General features: G+C 50.3%; 1 protein-coding gene. It reads left to right on the top strand.

The window, feature by feature from the left end:
* The coding region (locus H5117_RS20935) for an Ig-like domain-containing protein (RefSeq protein ID WP_182739026.1) at nucleotides 1-593 on the top strand (593 nt) is incomplete at both ends.

Raw genomic sequence — 593 nt, 5'->3', positions numbered from 1 at the left:
TCAATCCCTGTACCGGTAGCCATTGCAGAAGGTGGATACACCATCAGCGCAAGCGTGAGCGATGCAGCAGGCAATGACACCACCGCTACTGGCACTGGTGAAGTAGACACGACTGCACCAACACTTGTACTTACCAGCCCAGGCTCAAGTAATGACATCACCCCGACACTCAGTGGCACAAGTGATGCCGTTGAAGGCACCGTTATTAACTTCACGATTGTTGACGATCAAGGCAATACACAAACCTTTACCACCACGGTTGATGCAGACGGCAACTTCTCTATAGAAGTACCGACTGCACTGGCAGAAGGGCCGTATAGCATCGAAGCAAGTATTAGTGATGTGGCAGGTAACAGCACCGATATTACCGGCAACGGCACCATTGATACCACAGCACCAAGTGTGAGTGTAGATGCGCCAGTATTAACAAATGACAGCACGCCAACTGTGACAGGCACCAGTGATGCACCTAACAGCACCATCACGGTGACGTTTACAGATGCAGCAAATGCCACTCAAAGCATTGATGTACAAACCGATGCCAATGGTAACTGGAGTGCGACACCAACAGGCACATTAGCCGAAGGGAATTA

Source organism: Pseudoalteromonas sp. SG45-1, assembly GCF_014164135.1.
In the GTDB taxonomy this organism is placed as follows: Bacteria; Pseudomonadota; Gammaproteobacteria; order Enterobacterales; family Alteromonadaceae; genus Pseudoalteromonas; species Pseudoalteromonas distincta.
Note: the sequence above shows the minus strand (reverse complement) of the source record. Positions and strands in the feature narration are given on the sequence as shown.